The sequence below is a fragment of the Streptomyces sp. OfavH-34-F genome, from assembly GCF_022347745.1.
Taxonomy (GTDB): domain Bacteria; phylum Actinomycetota; class Actinomycetes; order Streptomycetales; family Streptomycetaceae; genus Streptomyces.
This window is the reverse complement of sequence record NZ_JAKRGC010000152.1, coordinates 1-14571: the sequence shown is the minus strand read 5'-3', so window position 1 is coordinate 14571 and position 14571 is coordinate 1. Positions and strand designations below refer to the sequence as shown.

The 14571-nt window shown below is 72.5% G+C and carries 10 protein-coding genes; 6 read left to right on the top strand and 4 right to left on the bottom strand.

Annotation, left to right across the window (positions count from 1 at the left end; translation table 11 throughout):
- The 3 genes from MHW47_RS21235 to MHW47_RS21225 form a co-directional block, all read left to right on the top strand.
- Positions 1-763 (top strand): FGGY-family carbohydrate kinase (locus MHW47_RS21235; protein ID WP_275449467.1); only part of this gene is annotated, 763 nt, incomplete at its 5' end.
- 119 nt (positions 764-882) lie between these two features.
- Complete coding sequence (locus tag MHW47_RS21230) at positions 883-2148, top strand: VWA domain-containing protein (protein WP_239225366.1); 1266 nt, start codon at positions 883-885, stop codon at positions 2146-2148.
- A complete protein-coding gene (locus tag MHW47_RS21225) occupies positions 2148-2981 on the top strand; it encodes a hypothetical protein (RefSeq protein WP_239225365.1) in 834 nt (277 codons plus the stop codon). The genes MHW47_RS21230 and MHW47_RS21225 overlap by 1 nt, the downstream gene beginning before the upstream one ends.
- A gap of 44 nt (positions 2982-3025) precedes the next feature.
- Here the strand turns inward: MHW47_RS21225 and MHW47_RS21220 are convergent, their stop codons facing one another.
- From MHW47_RS21220 to MHW47_RS21205, 4 genes are all read right to left on the bottom strand, one after another.
- Positions 3026-4210, bottom strand: a complete 1185-nt coding sequence (locus MHW47_RS21220) for an SGNH/GDSL hydrolase family protein (protein WP_239225364.1) — start codon at positions 4208-4210, stop codon at positions 3026-3028.
- A 48-nt stretch (positions 4211-4258) separates the two neighbouring features.
- Entirely contained in the window at positions 4259-4828 is a 570-nt protein-coding gene (locus MHW47_RS21215) for a TetR/AcrR family transcriptional regulator (RefSeq protein WP_239225363.1), read from the bottom strand.
- 148 nt (positions 4829-4976) lie between these two features.
- A complete protein-coding gene (gene yicI, locus MHW47_RS21210; protein WP_239225362.1) occupies positions 4977-7256 on the bottom strand; it encodes an alpha-xylosidase in 2280 nt (759 codons plus the stop codon).
- A gap of 61 nt (positions 7257-7317) precedes the next feature.
- On the bottom strand, positions 7318-10182 hold the full coding sequence (locus MHW47_RS21205; protein ID WP_239225361.1) for a glycoside hydrolase family 3 C-terminal domain-containing protein: 2865 nt from the start codon (positions 10180-10182) through the stop codon (positions 7318-7320).
- A 523-nt stretch (positions 10183-10705) separates the two neighbouring features.
- On the opposite strand from MHW47_RS21205, the gene MHW47_RS21200 reads away from it, so the two are divergent.
- The 3 genes from MHW47_RS21200 (at position 10706) to MHW47_RS21190 (ending at position 14472) form a co-directional block, all read left to right on the top strand.
- Positions 10706-12313 carry an extracellular solute-binding protein gene (locus MHW47_RS21200; protein ID WP_239225367.1) on the top strand — a complete coding sequence of 536 codons (1608 nt, stop codon included), beginning with the start codon at positions 10706-10708 and terminating at the stop codon, positions 12311-12313.
- A gap of 99 nt (positions 12314-12412) precedes the next feature.
- Entirely contained in the window at positions 12413-13513 is a 1101-nt protein-coding gene (locus MHW47_RS21195; RefSeq protein ID WP_239225360.1) for a sugar ABC transporter permease, read from the top strand.
- On the top strand, positions 13510-14472 hold the full coding sequence (locus tag MHW47_RS21190; protein ID WP_239225359.1) for a carbohydrate ABC transporter permease: 963 nt from the start codon (positions 13510-13512) through the stop codon (positions 14470-14472). The genes MHW47_RS21195 and MHW47_RS21190 overlap by 4 nt, the downstream gene beginning before the upstream one ends.
- Positions 14473-14571: the final 99 nt, after the last annotated feature.

The following is a 14571-nucleotide window of genomic DNA, read 5'->3' as shown; positions in this document are numbered from 1 at the left end:
CGGGGACAACATGAGCGCCGCCGTGGGCCTCGGCCTCGGCGGTGCCGGGCTGCTGGACCACCCGGTGCTGAGCCTGGGCACCTCGGGCACGGTCTTCGCCGCCTCCCGCACCCGCCCGGCCTCCCCCGCGCTCTCCGGCTTCGCGGCGGCGGACGGGACGTACCTGCCGCTGGCCTGCACCCTGAACTGCACGCTCGCGGTGGACAAGGTCGCCTCCCTGCTCGGCCTGGACCGCAACGACGCCGACCCGGGGGGCGAGGCGGTCCTGCTGCCCTACCTGGACGGCGAGCGCACCCCGGACCTGCCCACGGCCGCCGGCCTACTCACCGGGCTGCGGCACGACACCACCCCGCGCCAACTGCTCGGCGCCGCCTACGAGGGCGCGGTGGTGACCGTGCTGCGGGCGCTCGACGAGCTGCTGCGTGCCTGCGGGCTGGACCCGGCGGACCCGGAGGTGGCGGGCCGGCCGCTGCGGTTGATCGGCGGCGGCGCACAGGGCCGCGTCTGGGTGGACACCGTACGGCGGCTCTCCGGGCGGCCGGTGATCGTGCCGGGCGCCGGGGAGCTGGTGGCGCTCGGAGCGGCGGCGCTCGCGGCGTCGGCGGCGACCGGCGAGGACGCGGTGGCCGTCGCGGCGGGCTGGGACACCGGCGACGATCTGCTCCTGGAGGCCGTGGAACGGGATCTGACGGCGTGGGACCGGATCGGCTCCGTGCTGGAGCGGGCGGCCGGGCCGCTGCTCGGCGGAGACCGCGCCCGCTGACCTGCCGTCACGGGCCGCCGTGCGCGGGCGGGAGCGCGTACGGCGGCCACCGGCCGTATTCGGCGAGGGGCCCAACCAGCCGTTTTGGTTAGCGAACTGATGTTCACTACTATCCGGCGATGATCATAAGAAGAAGGCTGACGGTCGGGGTGGGCATCCTGCTCGCCACCCTGACCGCCGGGCTCGGCTCGGCGCTGCCCGCCGCGGCCGACGAAACCCCCACGACGGCCTCGCCCAAGGTCGAGCTGGTCCTGGACGTCAGCGGCTCCATGCGGACCCGCGACATCGACGGCAAGTCCCGGATGAGCGCGGCGAAGCAGGCGTTCAACGAGGTGCTCGACGCGGTGCCCGAGCAGGTGCAGCTCGGCATCCGCACCCTCGGCGCCGACTATCCGGGCGACGACCGCAAGGTGGGCTGCAAGGACACCCGGCAGCTCTACCCGGTCGGCCCGCTGGACCGCACCGAGGCGAAGACCGCCGTCGCGACGCTCGCCCCCACCGGCTGGACCCCGATCGGCCCCGCGCTGCTCGGCGCCGCCGACGACCTGGAGGGCGGCGACTCCACCCGCCGGATCGTCCTCATCAGCGACGGCGAGGACACCTGCGGCCCGCTCGACCCCTGCGAGGTCGCCCGCGAGATCGCGGCGCGCGGCATCCACCTGGTCATCGACACCCTCGGCCTGGTGCCCAACGCGAAGATCCGCCAGCAGCTGACCTGCATCGCCGAGGCCACCGGCGGCACCTACACGGCCGTCCAGCACACCGACGAACTCTCCAGCCGCGTCAAGCAGCTGGTGGACCGCGCGGCCGAGCCCGTCGTCACCCCGGTCGCCACGAAGGGCGCCGACAGCTGCACCGACGCCCCCGAGCTGAAGCCCGGCCTCTACACCGACCGCGCGAAGTTCGCCGAGCACCGCTGGTACAAGGTCGAGGTGCGGCCCGGCCAGGAACTGCGCGCCTCGGTCAGCGTCTTCGCCGACCGCGCCGTCAACAACGACTACGGCATACTGCTGCGCGCGGTGACCGTGCACGGCCGCGAGATCGTCCGGGGCGCCGAGGCCGGGACCGGGCGCACCGACGCCATCTCCTCCGGGCTGCGCTACCCCAAGGCGGAGCTGGACGACGACGAGCAGACCCCTGAGACCGTCTGCCTCCAGGTGGCCAACTCCTTCTCGGCGCCCGCCTCGGTGAAGACCGGCCCCGGCATGCCGGTCGAGCTGACCATCGACCTGGTGGACGGCCCCGACACGGTGTCGGACGTGGCCGCCTTCGGGCTCGGCCACGGCTGGTGGCTGCTGGGCCTGCTCACCCTGACCGGCCTGATCGTGGGTCTCCTCTTCGGCTGGATCTCGCGCTGGCGCATCGCTGTCTGGAGGACCAACTGATGTCCCGTACGAGACGCGTGCTCGCGGGCGCGCTGCTGACCGGCCTCGCCCTGCTCACCGGGGCGTCGGCCGCGTCCGCCGACGACGCGACGGCGAGCCCGAGCCCCTCCGGTGAGGAGTCCGGCCCCACCGAGGCGGGCACCACCTTCCGGACCGCCACGGCGATCCAGCAGGGCGAGACCGCCACCGCCGGGGCCTCCACCGGCGACTACCTGTACTGGGTCTTCCCGGCCGACGCCGGGCAGCGCGCCACGGTGAAGGCCAAGGTCACCCTGCCCGAGAGCGCCACCCGGCACGGGGCGCAGACCTGGCAGGTCGATGTGTACGACGGGCTGCGCCGCCGCCAGTCCTGCATGTACGGCAAGCAGACCGGCACCGCCGCCACCGAGGCCGCGACGGTCGAGCTGACCTGTGTGCTCAGGACCGTCCGGGCTCTGGCGGAGCCGTGGGCCAACGACCCGCTGCCGGGCAGCTACTACGTCCGCCTCACGGTCGTCGGGCTCGCCCAGGCCGACCTCGGTCTGCCGGTGCGCACCGAGGTGGAGGTCACCTCCCGGGACCAGGGCGGGTCCGCCGACGTGGACGGCAGCCTGTCGAAGCCGCTGGTCCCCGGCGTCTCCTCGGCCGCGCAGGCGTCGGACGAGGGCACGGACGCCTCCGCCCGGCCGGCCGCGATGGCCGCCGAGCCCGAGGACGGCTGGTCGTCGGGCTGGTGGACCAGCCGCTGGCTGTGGACGGCGGGCGGCGGGGTGCTCGCCGCGCTGGCGGGCGTCTTCGGCTACTCGCTGACCCGGGGCCGGGGCCGCCCGGCCCACGTACCGCCGGGCGTCTGACGGCCGGCGGCACGCATGGCCCCGGCGCGTTTCCCGCCGGTCCCTCAACTGGCGAACGGGCCTCCGGCGCCGAAGGCGAGGGCGGCGAAGCGGTCGCCCATGCGCAGGTGGGTGGCGGCGTCGGGGTGCAGCGCGTCGGGCAGCGGCAGCTCCGCCGCGTCCGCCTCGCCGTACAGCGCGCGGCCGTCCAGGTGGTGCAGGTGCGGGTCGGTGGCGGAGCGCTGCTCGACCACATGGGCCAGTTCTTCGCGGATGACGCGGAGGGTCAGCTTGCCGGCCTCGCGCTCCGCCGGGTCGCCCGCCGCCGCGAACCGCACCCGGCCCTCGTCCAGCCGGCCGAAGTCGGGGACGCTGGGGCCCGGCGTGTCCTCGTGGATGGGGCAAAGCACGGGCGAGATCACCAGGAGCGGCACGTCCGGGCGGCCCTCACGGAGGATGTCCAGGAAGCCGTGCACCGCCGGGGCGAAGGCGCGCAGCCGCATCACGTCGGCGTTGACCAGGTTGATGCCGATCTTCACGCTGATCAGGTCCGCCGGGGTGTCGCGCATCGCGCGGGCGGTGAACGGGTCGAGGAGGGCGCCGCCGCCCAGGCCCAGGTTGATCAGCTCGACGCCGCCGAGCAGGGCCGCGCGGGCGGGCCAGGTGGTGGTGGGGCTCGCGGCGTCGGAGCCGTGGCTGATCGAGCTGCCGTGGTGCAGCCACACCCTGCGGTCCGGTTCCGGGGCGGGGGTGACGGGTGCGTCGGTGCGCAGGGCGACGAGTTCGGTCCGCTCGTTGTACGGCAGCCAGATCTCCACGTCCTTCTCGCGGGCGGCCAGGCCCTCGAACCGTACGGTCCCGGCCGGGCCGGGGCGCAGTTCCGTCGCCCCGGTGGTCAGGTCGACGTCGAGGACGCTGCCGCCGCTCGCCTCGGAGCGGCCGGCGAGGTCGCCGTCCACGAGGAGGTCGTACACCCCGCCGGGCCGGGGCGGGACGCCCTGGTAGACGGTCCGGGTGCGCCGGGCGGCCAGTTCGACGACGGTGGCCCGGGTCCGGAACGCCAGGCGGACGCCGGAGGGCTGGGCCTCGGCGAAGGCGATCTGCCCGTCCGGGGCCCGGTCGCGGGCGGCGGCGGGCAGGCGGTGCGGGAGAAGGCCGGTGTCGGTGCGCTCCAGATCGAGCGCGCCGCGCAGCAGGGCGGCGGTGACCGGCGCGGTGAAGGGCAGGGCTGCGGGGGTGTCGGTGCTCATGGCTCCACCTGGGATCGCGGGGGCGTGGGGGGGGTGATTGACGCGGGGTCAGGGGGCGGGCCAGTTCCGCAGGAGGGCGTCCAGGGCGTCCAGGGACCGGGTCCAGGACTCCTGGGAATCGGGGGCGCTGTGGCTGAAGCCGCCCCGCGCCTCCAGGCTGACGAAGCCGTGGAAGACGCTGCCCAGGAGGCGGACGGCGTGGGTCTCGTCCGGTTCGCTGAGGTGGTAGCCGCGCAGGATGGCGCGGGTCATCCGGGAGTGCCGGCCGCCGGCGCTGGCCGCGGCGGCCTCGGGGTCGAGCGGGTACTGGGCCGCGGCGTAGCGGCCGGGGTGCTCGCGGGCGTAGTCCCGGTACACATCGGCGAAGGCGTGCAGGGCGTCGCGGCCGGCCCGGCCCGCGAGGGCTGCCGCGCCCCGGTCGGCCAGCTCCTCCAGGGCGAGCAGGGCGATCCGGGTCCGCAGGTCGTGGGAGTTCTTCAGGTGCGAGTAGAGGCTCGCGACCTTGACGTCGAAGTGCCGGGCGAGCGCCGAGACGGTCACCTGTTCGAAGCCGACCTCGTCGGCCATCTCCGCGCCCGCCCTGGTCAAACGTTCCGCGGTCAGGCCCGCGCGCACCATGTCGCCTCCTCGTCCGGTGACGGCCATCATGCGCCTGCCTAAGGGGTTTAGGCAAATGCGGGGAGGCATAAGGAAGCGGGTGCGGGAGAACGGGAAGCGGGGCGGCGGGGGACCCCCTCCCCGCCGCCCCGCCGTTCTCGCGTGCCGGTCAGCCCAGCGGCACCGACACCGCGCCCGTCCCCTCCGCCGTGACGCCCGTGGCCTCGGCGGTCACCCGGTAGGGGCGGTCGATCCGCTCGGACGCGACGGTCAGGGTGTCGCCGTCGCGCGTCACCCGGAAGGTGGCGGCGGTGGCGCCCGTCAGGTCCGGCACGGTGACGGTCGCGCCGTCCGCGCCGGGGCCGTCGCCGAACACGCGCAGCGTGAGGCCGTCGAGCCAGTCGCCGTCGGGGCGCTGGTCGTCGCCGCCCCAGGGCAGGACCGCGCCGGGGCGGACGAGGACCGGCAGGCTGTCGAAGCCGTGGTTCTCGTGGCGCCAGGCCGGGCCGGTCACGGTCTCGCCGGTCAGCAGGTGGGTCCAGGTGCCCTCGGGGACGTAGTACTCGACCTCGCCGTCCTCGCTGAAGACCGGGGCGACCAGGAGGTCCGGGCCGAGCATGTATTGCCGGTCCAGGGTACGGGTGGCCGGGTCGCCGGGGAACTCCAGGAGCATGGGCCGCATGACCGGGACGCCGGTGCGGTGGGCCTCGACGGCCGCCCCGTACAGGTAGGGCATCAGGCGGTGCTTGAGCAGGGTGAACTTCCGGGCGACGTCCACCGCTTCCTCGCCGAACTCCCACGGCACCCGGTAGGACACGTTGCCGTGCAGCCGGCTGTGCGAGGAGAGCAGGCCGAAGGCGAGCCAGCGCTTGAAGACGGCCGGGTCGGGGGTGCCCTCGAAGCCGCCGATGTCGTGGCTCCAGAAGCCGAAGCCGGACAGGCTCAGGGACAGGCCGCCGCGCAGGGACTCCGCCATCGCCTCGAAGGAGGCGAAGCAGTCGCCGCCCCAGTGCACGGGGAACTGCTGCCCGCCGGCGGTGGCGGAGCGGGCGAACAGGACCGCCTCGCCCCGGCCGCGCTCCTCCTCCAGGAGTTCGAAGACGGCCTTGTTGTACAGGTGCGTGTAGTAGTTGTGCATGCGCTCCGGGTCGGAGCCGTCGTGCCAGACGACGTCGGTGGGGACGCGCTCGCCGAAGTCGGTCTTGAAGCAGTCGACCCCCTGGTCGAGCAGGGTGCGCAGCTTGCCGGTGAACCACGCGCGGGCGGCGGGGCTGGTGAAGTCGACCAGCGCCATGCCGGGCTGCCACAGGTCCCACTGCCAGATGTCGCCGTTGGGGCGGCGGACCAGGTGCCCCAGCTCGGCGCCCTCGGCGAAGAGGGCCGACTTCTGGGCGATGTACGGGTTGATCCACATGCTGATCCGCAGCCCGCGTTCCTTGAGCCGGGCGAGCATGCCCTCCGGGTCCGGGAAGACGTCCGGATCCCACAGGAAGTCCGACCACTGGTACTCGCGCATCCAGAAGCAGTCGAAGTGGAAGACGGAGAGCGGGATCTCGCGTTCCGCCATGCCCTCGACGAACGAGGTGACGGTCGCCTCGTCGTACGAGGTGCAGAAGGACGTCGTCAGCCACAGGCCGAACGACCACGCCGGGGGCAGGGCCGGGCGGCCGGTGAGCGCGGTGTAGCGGGCCAGGATCTCCTTGGGCGTCGGCCCGGCGACGACGTAGTACTCCAGCTCCTGGTCCTCCACGCTGAACTGGACCTGGCCCACCGACTCGGAGCCGACCTCGAAGGAGACCTTGCCGGGGTGGTTGACGAAGACGCCGTAGCCGCGCGAGGACAGGTAGAACGGGATGTTCTTGTAGGCGAGTTCACTGCTGGTGCCGCCGTCCGCCTGCCAGATGTCCACGCTCTGGCCGTTCTTGACGTACGGGGTGAACCGCTCGCCGAGCCCGTAGACGTTCTCGCCGACGCCGAGCGCGAGCTGGGCGACCATGTGGTGGGCGCCGTCCGGGGTGGTGGCGAAGGCGGTGCCCTTGGGGTCGACTCCGGTCAGCCGGCGCCCTTCGGCGTCGAGGAAGCTGAGGCCCCAGGGTCCGTCGGCGTCCATCCGCAGCGTCAGGGGGCCGCTGGTGAGTTCGGTGACCGCGCCGTCCTGCCGGGTGCGGGCGCCGGAGGCCGCCGGGTCGAGGCCGGGGAACGCGAAGTCCGGGCCCCGGCGGGCCTTCCCGGCGTGGTGGGTGGTGCGGACGCCGATGACGCCCTCGGCCGGGGAGAAGCATTCGACGGTGAGGAGCGGGGTGTTGAGGGTGTCGCCGCGCGCGGCCACCCGTTTGACCGCGGCGTACGCGGTGAACCGGTCGCTGCTGACGCGCAGGTCGCGGACCTCGGTCGCGTAGGAGGCGCGTACGCCCTCACGCATGAGCCAGAAGCCGTCGGTGAACTTCATGCGGACTCCTTGCCGGGGGCAACTGGAGGGGGAGGAAGGGGGAGGCGGGCGGCGGTGCGGTTCACTCGCCGGCCCCGGTGAAGCCGAGCCGGGCCAGCCGTACCGTGCCGCGCAGGCCGATCCGCAGATCGCGGACGCCGGAGACGGTCAGCCCGGCCCGCAGGGCGCGGTAGTCGTACGGTCCGCCGGTCGCGGGCACGGGGACGGTGACGGTGGCGCCGTCCACGGTGAGCAGCACGGCGCCCTCGCCCGCGGCCAGGACCTCGACGCCCTCCGTACCGGCGCCGAAGTCGCAGCGCCGGTAGAGCAGTTCGCTGGGCTCGGCGGTGGCGGTGACCGCGTCGCCGTCCGTCTTGGCGCGGTCCACGATCTCGGTGCCGAGCTGCTCGTCGTAGTCGGCCGCCTCCAGGCCGCGGTCCAGGACCGGGCGCGGCCCGGCCGGTTCGCCGTCGACAGTGACGACCGCGGTGAGGCGGATGTCCGTGCTGGAGGCGCCCGCCAGCATCTCGTACGCGCCGGGCTCGACGGTCCAGCGGCCGTGCGCCACGTCCCAGTGCCCGAGTTCCTCGACCGGCACGGTGAAGGTGACTCGCTCCCCCGCCCCGGGTGCGAGCCGCAGCCTGCGGTGGCCGATGAGCCGGCGCAGCGGCTGGGGGACGGACGGGGCCACGGCCCGTACGTAGAGCTGGGCGACCTCGTCGGAGGCGACGGTGCCGGTGTTGGTGACGGTCAGCGCGACGCGCAGCAGGGAGCCCTCGCGTTCGGCGGTGAGGTCCTCGTAGGCGAAGTCGCTGTACGTGAGGCCGTGACCGAAGGGGTAGAGGGGGGTGCCCTCGTAGTAGAGGTAGGTCTGGCGCGAGCCGATGATGTCGTAGTCGAGCAGGCCCGGGAGTTCCGCGTCGGAGGCGTACCAGGTCTGCGGGAGCCGGCCGGCCGGGGAGACGTCGCCGGCCAGGACGCGGGCGAGCGCGGTGCCCGCCGCCTGGCCGCCGTGCGCGGTCCACAGCAGGGCGGGCAGGGTGGCGGCGGCGTCGGTCAGCGCGTACGGGTAGGCGGAGGTGACCGCCAGGACGGTGCGCGGGTTGGCGGCGTGGGCGGCGCGCCAGAGGCGTTCCTGCTGGGCGGGCAGGTCCAGGGTGGCGCGGTCCTCGGTCTCGCGGCCGTTGATGTGGGGGTCGTTCCCGGCGACCACGATCACGGTGTCTGCCGCGGCGGCGGCGCGGGCGACGGCGTCCTCGCCGCGCTCGGTCACCTCGATCTCGAAGACGGTCCCGGCGGCGGCCGGATTTCCAGGGTCCGGGGCGGCAACCTTTACGCCGTCGGCGGCGACTGAGACATACCCACCCGTTCCGATGTGCAGAAGGCGGTGACCACCGGCATGACCGTCCACCGCTTCCCAGCGGAAGGTCTCCTGGACGATCCAGCCGCCCGGCTCGTCCGCGGAGGCGCGGACCCGGCCGTCCTCGGCCACGGAGAGATAGCGGCCCGCCGGCTCGCGCAGGGTGACGACGCCGCCGCCCCAGTCCACGAGCGCCAGTTCGGACGGGGTGCCGGCGCAGACCAGCGGGGGCAGGTCGGTGCGGCCGGCGAGGAGCGCCGGGTCGAGCGCGCCTTCCTCCGCGCGTGCCCCGGCGGCGTCCGGGTCCGCCTCGGGGATGTGCAGCCAGCCGTCGGCGCACTTGATCCGGACGAGGTCGGCGCCCTCGGCGTGCACGACGCGGTCGGCGCCGAAGCGCTCGCGCAGCCCGTCGAGCGGGGTCGAGCGGTGCATCAGGGTGCCGCTGTACCAGTCGAGTTTGCAGGCGTCCGCGAGGAGTCCGACGACGGCGACGGTCCGGCCGGCCGCCGGGTCGAGCGGGAGCAGCCCGTCGTTCTTGAGCAGGACGACCGCCTGCTCGGCCGCCTCCAGGGCGAGCGCCCGGTGTTCCTCGGTGTCCAGGGCGGTGGTGTCCGCGTACGGGTCCAGCTCGGGGTCGAACTCGCCGAGGGCGAAGCGCATGTGGAGCAGGCGGCGGACGGCGGTGTCGACGTCGTGCTCGTCGAGCAGGCCCCGGGCCAGGGCGCCCTGGACGCGGGCGGTGATGACGGTGGGGTCCTGGCCGTGGTCGGTGAAGCTGTCGACGCCCGCGCGCAGGGCGGCGGCGGTCGCCTCCTCGTGGGTGTCGAAGTAGTGCTCGGAGTCCACCAGGTTGCTGGGGGCGCCGGCGTCGGAGCAGACCACCAGGGGCTGTTCGGTCCAGGTGCGCAGCTGCTGGGAGAGCAGCGGCGAGACGTGGTTGGGGCGGCCGTTGACCAGGTTGTAGGCGGGCATCACCCCGGCCACCGCGCCGGCGCGGACGGCGTCGCGGAAGGCCCGCAGGTCGTACTCGTGCAGGACCCGGGGGCGGACCGAGGAGGACGAGGTGTCGCGGTCGGTCTCGTTGTTGTGGGCGAGCCAGTGCTTGAGGACCGGGGCGGTGCGCCAGTAGTGCGGGTGGTCGCCGCGCAGGCCGCGGGTGTAGGCGACGGCGATGGCGGAGGTGAGGCCGGCGTCCTCGGAGTAGCCCTCCTCACCGCGCCCCCACAGCGGGTGGCGCAGCAGGTTGACGGTGGGGGCCCAGACGTTGAGGCCGACGCGGTCGTCGTGGGCGCTCTTGGCGCGGACCTCGTTGCCGACGGCCTCGCCGACGCGGCGTACCAGCTCGTCGTTCCAGGTGGCGCCGAGGCCGACGGCCTGCGGGAAGACGGTGGCCGGTCCCATCCAGGCGACGCCGTGCAGGGCCTCCTGGCCGGTGCGGAAGGCGCCGACGCCGAGCCGGTCGACCGCGGGGGCGAACTGGTGCAGCATCGCGACGCGCTCGTCCGGCGTGAGCCGCTGGAGCAGATCGTCGACGCGCTTGGCGAAGGGCAGCCGCGGGTCGCGGAAGGGCTGCGGTTGTTCCGTCACGTGCTGGTCCTTCTTCAGAGGTGGGAGGTCTGTGGGTGCCGGCGCATCGTGCGGGCCCGTCCGGGGCCTCGGACGATCTTTCGAAGCGCTTCGATGCTCGACGGCCAACCCCGCGCGTGTCAAGGGGCGGTGGGCCGTGCCCGCTTCCGGCACGGCGTCTCGTCGCCAGGAAACGTTTCGGAAACGGGTCGGAGGAATCCGGCAACGAACTCTTGTGCCACACAGACCCTTCACTTAACCTCGCTGCAACATCGAAGCGCTTCGACGGAGCTTCGATGGGGCGCCCGGCGCCCGTGGAAATCCGGGACGGCGGCACCTCCTCCCGCCTCCCTGTTGAACCGCTTCACCTGGGGCCGGTGACACCGGCCCGGCCAGCAACGCTCCACCTCAGACACAGGAACCGAACGGCGGTCGCCCCGCCGCGTGTCGTCCTGGTGCGCCTCGAAGGGTTGACGCAATGACGCCGAATTCCTCCCCCTCCGCCACGGCCCCGAGCCGGAGAAGCTTCCTCGCCACCGGCGCGGTGGCCGCCGTAGCCGTGGCCGGCGGGGTGCCGCTGCTCGCCGCGTGCGGCGGTTCCGGCTCCGGTTCGTCGGGCAAGGAGGGCACGACCACGGGCAAGGCCCTGAAGAAGGTCGTCCCGAGCTACGCCCCGCTGAACCTGGTCGAGCCGGACGTGCCCGGCGTCAACGGGTCGAGCCCCGGCTACACCAAGCTGCCGGACCCGCTGGCCAAGTCGGTCAAGGCGGTGCCGGGCAAGGGCTCCGAGTTCCGGGTGATGACCCCGCTGTGGGGCACGGTCCCGAAGAAGAACAACCCGTACTACAAGGCGGTGAACAAGGCGGTCGGCGCCACGCTGACGTTCGACCCGCAGGACGGCAACACGTACCAGGAGAAGATCGGCGCGGTGCTGGCCGGCTCGGACATCCCGGACGTCATGACCATCCCCGGCTGGAACATGCAGGGGCAGATCCGCAACGCCATCACCGCCAAGTTCGCCGACCTCTCCCCGTACCTGGCGGGCGACGCCGTCAAGAAGTACCCCAACCTGGCCAACATCCCGACCGGCGCCTGGCAGTACTCGGTCTTCGGCGGCAAGCTGCGCGGCCTGCCCATGCCGACGCCGATCATCGGCAACGCGATCTTCTACCGCAAGGACCTGATCGGCTCCGGCGCCCTCCCGGCGAGCGCCGACGACCTGCTGGCCTTCGGCAAGGAGTACACGGCCCCCAGGAAGAAGGTGTGGGCCTTCGACGACCTGTGGGTCTGCATCCAGAAGATCTTCGGCCTGCTCCCGGACGCGCCGCACTACTGGCAGCTGGAGGACGGCAAGCTCGTCCACAAGATCGAGACGAAGGCGTACCGCGAGGCGCTGGCCTTCGCCCGCAAGCTCCACGACGGCGGGTACGTCCACCCGGACGCCGAGGCCAACAAGGACGCCGACGCCAAGATCCGCTTCACCAGCGGACGGGTCGTCATGTACAACGACGGCACCGGCGGCTGGAAGGGCATGGTCACCGAACAGGCGAGCGTCAACCCGAAGTTCGAGATGCACGCACTCGACTTCTTCAACCACGACGGCGGCGACCCGCTGCTGTGGCAGGACGACCCGGCGGGCATCTTCACCTTCCTCAGCAAGGAACTGCCCAAGGAGAAGATCGAGGAGTTCCTCGGCATCGCCGACTACGCCGCCGCGCCGTTCGGCACCGAGGAGTTCATGCTCACCAACTACGGCATCGAGGGCACCCACTACACGATCAAGGACGGCACCCCGACGTACACGCCGCAGGGCGTCGAGGAGGCCCAGCCCTCCACGTTCCTGTTCGTCGCCTCGCCGCCCACCTCGATCGCCTACCCGGACCAGCCGCAGCTCGCCAAGGACTACGCGGGCTGGATGGCGCGCCAGGCGCCGCACGTCAAGAAGCCCCTCTTCTTCGGCATGCAGGTCGTCGAACCGCAGCGCTACGCCTCCCTGTACACGCCGTTCGACGACCTCCAGAAGGACATCCGGCGCGGCCGCAAGAAGGTCGGCGACGTCGACGACGCGGTCAACACCTGGAAGAAGAGCGGCGGCGACAAGCTGCGCGCCTGGTACCAGGACATTCTCGACAAGAACGGCTCCGGCAACTGACGCGGACGGCGCACACCGTCCGTACGCACACGAGGGAAGGGGCCGCCGGGCGCACCGGCCCGGCGGCCGTAGTCAGGAGCACGACATGGGGAGCACAGGGTGAAGTCACGGGCCACGGTCGCGGCCGACCCGGACCGGACCGCCGGCGGGGCGAACGCCCCGGCAGGCGGCAGCGGCGCCGGGGACGGTGACGGCGAGGAGACGAGCAACATCCCGGCGGGCAGGTCGCGCGCGTCCCGCAGGGGCAAGCGCGGCGGGCAGGCGGAATCCGGCGCACGGGCGGGCGGCATCACCTGGCGCCAGCGGCTGCGGCGCGACCGCACGCTGATCCTGATGACCATGCCGGCCCTCGCGCTGCTGCTGATCTTCAACTACATCCCGCTGCTCGGGAACATCGTGGCCTTCCAGGACTACGACGTGTACGACCTGGGCATCACGGGCAGCCCGTTCATCGGGTTCGAGAACTTCACCCGGATCTTCGAGGACTACCGCTTCTGGGAAGTCCTGGTGAACACGCTGGTCATCTTCGTCACCCAGCTGGTCCTGTTCTTCCCCATCCCGATCGCCATCGCGCTCCTGCTCAACACGATCATGAGCTCGCGGGTCCGGGCCTGGGTGCAGGCCATCGTCTACCTGCCGCACTTCTTCTCCTGGGTGCTCGTCGTCACCGTCTTCCAGCAGATGTTCGGCGGTGCCGGACTCGTCGCCCAGTGGCTGCGCGAGCACGGCCACGAGGGCTTCGACCTGATGACCGACCCGGGCTTCTTCAAGTTCCTGGTCAGCGCGCAGGCCGTGTGGAAGGACGCCGGCTGGGGCGTCATCGTCTTCCTGGCCGCGCTGGCCGCCGTCAACACCGATCTGTACGAGGCCGCCGCCGTGGACGGGGCCGGCCGCTGGCGCCGCATGTGGCACGTCACGCTGCCCGCGCTGCGCCCGGTCATCGCCCTGCTGCTCGTCCTGCGGGTGGGCAGCGCGCTCAACCTCGACTTCGAGCAGATCCTCCTCCAGCGCGACCAGGTCGGCGCCGGGGCCTCGGAAATCCTGGACACCTACATCTGGTGGACGGGCATCAAGACCGGTGACTTCGGCTACGCGGCCGCCGCCGGCATCTTCAAGGGACTGTTCAGCGTCGCCATGGTGCTGGGTGCCAACAAGGTCGCCCACATGCTGGGCGAGCAGGGGGTGTACTCCAAGAAATGACAACTCTCCTGAACCGGCCGGCGGAGCCGGCCGAACGCACCGAGACCCGCCTCCAGCGTGCCCTGCGGATGGAACCGCGCCCCGTGTGGGAGGAGGAGCCCACCAAGGCGGGCCTGGCCTTCAAGGGCTTCGGCCTCGTCGCGATCTGCGCCGTCATCATCGTCCCGATCTGGGTGGTGCTGGTGACCAGCCTCTCCGACACCAAGGCCATCAACGAGGCCGGCGGCCTGGTCGTGTGGCCCAAGCACATCACCTTCGTGGCGTACAAGGAGCTGCTGAGCGGGGGTGCGGTGACCCGCGCCGCCGCAGTCAGCGTCGGCCTGACCGTCGTCGGTACGGCGGTGAGCATGGTCGTCTCGATCCTGTGCGCGTACGGGCTCAGCCGCCGCGACTCCTTCGCGCACCGCCCGCTGCTGATGACGCTGATGGCCACCATGTTCTTCGGCGCCGGCCTCATCCCGACGTATCTGCTGGTCACCGGCATCGGGCTGAGCAACAGCTACTGGTCGATGATCCTGCCCAGCGCCATCAGCGTGTTCAACGTGCTCGTGCTGCGCGGCTTCTTCATGGACACCGCGCCCGAACTCATCGACGCCGCCCGCATCGACGGGGCCGGTGAGTGGCGCATCCTGCTCCAGATCATCATGCCGCTGTCGCGCGCGGTGATCGCCGTCATCTCGCTGTTCTACGCGGTCGGCTACTGGAGCCAGTGGTTCAACGCGATGCTCTACATCCAGGACAGCGACAAGTACCCGCTCCAGATGATCCTGCGTCAGCTGGTCCTCCAGCACCAGGTGCCGCCCGGTGCCATGGGCGCGGCCGTCAGCAGCGGGCAGATCAACAGCCTGGCCGTGCAGATGGCCGTCATGATCCTGGCCCTCATCCCGGTCGCGGTGCTGTCGCCGTTCGTCCAGAAGCACTTCCAGAAGGGCATGCTCACCGGCGCCGTGAAGGGCTGAGTTCCCGCGCCCCGCCGCCCCTCCCCCTCGCCCCTCCCCCACCGCTGTACGGAAGGTGTCCGCCATGCGCGCTTCGTCCGCGCCCACGCCCCGCCGCAG

Coding starts and splice junctions, on each gene's coding strand:
- MHW47_RS21190 (WP_239225359.1), top strand. CDS start 13,510: ATGACAACTCTCCTGAACCGGCCGGCGGAGCCGGCCGAACGCACCGAG.
- MHW47_RS21230 (WP_239225366.1), top strand. CDS start 883: ATGATCATAAGAAGAAGGCTGACGGTCGGGGTGGGCATCCTGCTCGCC.
- yicI (WP_239225362.1), bottom strand. CDS start 7,256: ATGAAGTTCACCGACGGCTTCTGGCTCATGCGTGAGGGCGTACGCGCC.
- MHW47_RS21225 (WP_239225365.1), top strand. CDS start 2,148: ATGTCCCGTACGAGACGCGTGCTCGCGGGCGCGCTGCTGACCGGCCTC.
- MHW47_RS21215 (WP_239225363.1), bottom strand. CDS start 4,828: ATGGTGCGCGCGGGCCTGACCGCGGAACGTTTGACCAGGGCGGGCGCG.
- MHW47_RS21220 (WP_239225364.1), bottom strand. CDS start 4,210: ATGAGCACCGACACCCCCGCAGCCCTGCCCTTCACCGCGCCGGTCACC.